At 71.7% G+C, this 1,959-nt stretch carries 3 protein-coding genes; all 3 read left to right on the top strand.

Translation table 11 applies throughout. The features are described 5' to 3' along the window. On the top strand, window positions 1-393 hold a 393-nt coding region (locus tag E1264_RS42315), incomplete at its 5' end, for a hypothetical protein (RefSeq protein WP_347813463.1). A gap of 54 nt (window positions 394-447) precedes the next feature. Then, window positions 448-777, top strand: a complete 330-nt coding sequence (locus E1264_RS42310; RefSeq protein ID WP_132183175.1) for a DUF3817 domain-containing protein — start codon at window positions 448-450, stop codon at window positions 775-777. A 107-nt stretch (window positions 778-884) separates the two neighbouring features. After that, a complete protein-coding gene (locus E1264_RS42305; protein WP_132183173.1) occupies window positions 885-1,814 on the top strand; it encodes a helix-turn-helix domain-containing GNAT family N-acetyltransferase in 930 nt (309 codons plus the stop codon). Window positions 1,815-1,959: the final 145 nt, after the last annotated feature.

Genomic DNA, 1,959 nt, shown 5'->3' with positions numbered 1-1,959 from the left:
GAGGAGGAATGCGGGGGCGGGGGTAGGCTCGGGGGCGTGCGACGGTTCCTCACCCCTGGCTGGATCGGGCTGCACGTGCTCGCGATCGTGCTGTGCGGCACGTTCCTCGGTTTCGGCTGGTGGCAGTACGACCGGGCACAGGGCGGCAACGACCGCAGCTGGGCCTACACGTTCGAATGGCCGATCTTCGCGCTGTTCGTGATCGTGATGTGGGTCAAGATGATCCGCGACGAGCGGTCCGGTGCCGCCCCGGCGCCGAAGGTGATCGAGGAGCCCGCCGAGGCCGAGGTGAAGCGGGAGATCATCCGGCAGCAGGAGGAGGAAGACCCCGCGCTCGCGGCCTACAACCGCTACCTCGCGCGGCTCAACTCCCAGAGCGGCCGGCGCGGCTGACCCCGCCGTACGCGAGGCCCCAGCCCTGCGGGCCGTCGACGAAAGGTGAGTTCTGTGGAAGGCGCGGTGACCCGGTACCGGATCCTGGCGCTGGTGGTCGGCACGCTGCTGGTGCTGCTGACGATCGGCATGGTCCTGAAGTACGGCCCGCCCGACATGCCCGCCATGGCGGGCATCGTGGCGCCCATCCACGGCGCCCTGTTCATGGTGTACCTGGCGGCCGCGTACGACCTGTGGCGGCGTGCCGGCTGGCCGCTGAGCAAGATGGTGCTGATCGTCCTGGGCGGCATCGTCCCGCTGATGACCTTCTTCGTCGAGCGGCGGATCGTGCAGGACGCGCGGGCGCTGCGGGCCGCCGAGGCGAAGGCGAAGGCGAGCGTCTGATCGTCGCGCGCCTGACCGTGGTGAGCGTCTGATCGTCCCTTCGGGCTGGAAAAACGGTCCTTCCGTCGCGTAATGTTTGACTGAGTCAAACGTTAGGAGGCGCAGGCATGGAGGTGACCGAGGGGGACATCGGCACGGTCCGGGCGTTCAACCGGTTCTACACCGGTGTCATCGGGGTGCTCGGCGAGGGGCACGTCCAGACGCCGTACTCCCTGACCGAGGCACGGGTGATCTTCGAGCTGGCGCAGCGGAAGGACACCGAGGTGCTCGCCCTGCGCCGCGATCTCGGCCTGGACGCCGGCTACCTCAGCCGGATGCTGACCCGGTTCGAGGCCGACGGGCTGGTCGCGCGGGAGCGCTCGCCCGGCGACGCCCGCCGCCAGGTCGTCCGGCTCACCGCGCGCGGCCGGGAGGTCTTCGCGATGCTGGACGAGCGGTCCGTGACCGAGATCCGCGGCCTCCTGGCCGGGCTGCCCGCCGCCGACCGCGGGCGCCTGCTCGCCGCGATGCGCACGATCCACGGCATCCTCGGCGACCGGCCCCGCCGAGCGGGACGCGACGTCGTCCTGCGCCCGCTGCGCCCCGGCGACCTCGGCTGGATCGTGGAGCGCAACGGCGCCCTCTACGACGTGGAATGCGGCTGGGACCGCACCTACGAGGCGCTCGTCGCCAAGGTCGTCGCCGACTACGTGGGCGGCCACGACCCGGAGCGGGAGAACGCGTGGATCGCCGAGTCCGGCGGCGTGCGGGTGGGCGGCGTCTTCTGCGTCCGCCGCGACGACGACGTCGCGCAGCTCCGGCTGCTGCACGTCGAGCCCGAGGCCCGCGGCCTCGGCGTCGGGGCCGCGCTGGTCGGCGAGTGCGTCCGCTTCGCCACCGAGGCCGGGTACACGGAGATGATGCTGTGGACGACGGCGCTCCAGCGTCCGGCGCACCGCATCTACGAGCGCGCCGGGTTCGTCCTGGAAGAGGAAGAGCCCCCGGTGGAGCGCTTCGGGGACGTGGTCCACGGGCAGGTCTGGCGCAAGAAGCTGTGACCGGGCCCGCGGGGGCGTTCACGCCTCCACGGGCCCGGCTCCGCAGCGATCCCTTGATGTGCTGCGCAGGCGGCCGGGACGGGGGTCGGACGGAGTACCGGCCGCCTTGGATTCACCGGCATGACGCCGGTGCGTGCTAAGGACC

The sequence above is a fragment of the Actinomadura sp. KC216 genome (assembly GCF_004348535.1).
GTDB lineage: Bacteria > Actinomycetota > Actinomycetes > Streptosporangiales > Streptosporangiaceae > Spirillospora.
Note: the sequence above shows the minus strand (reverse complement) of the source record. Positions and strands in the feature narration are given on the sequence as shown.

Excerpts from the sequence above, each read along its gene's own strand:
- E1264_RS42305 (WP_132183173.1), top strand. The coding sequence starts at position 885 with ATGGAGGTGACCGAGGGGGACATCGGCACGGTCCGGGCGTTCAACCGG.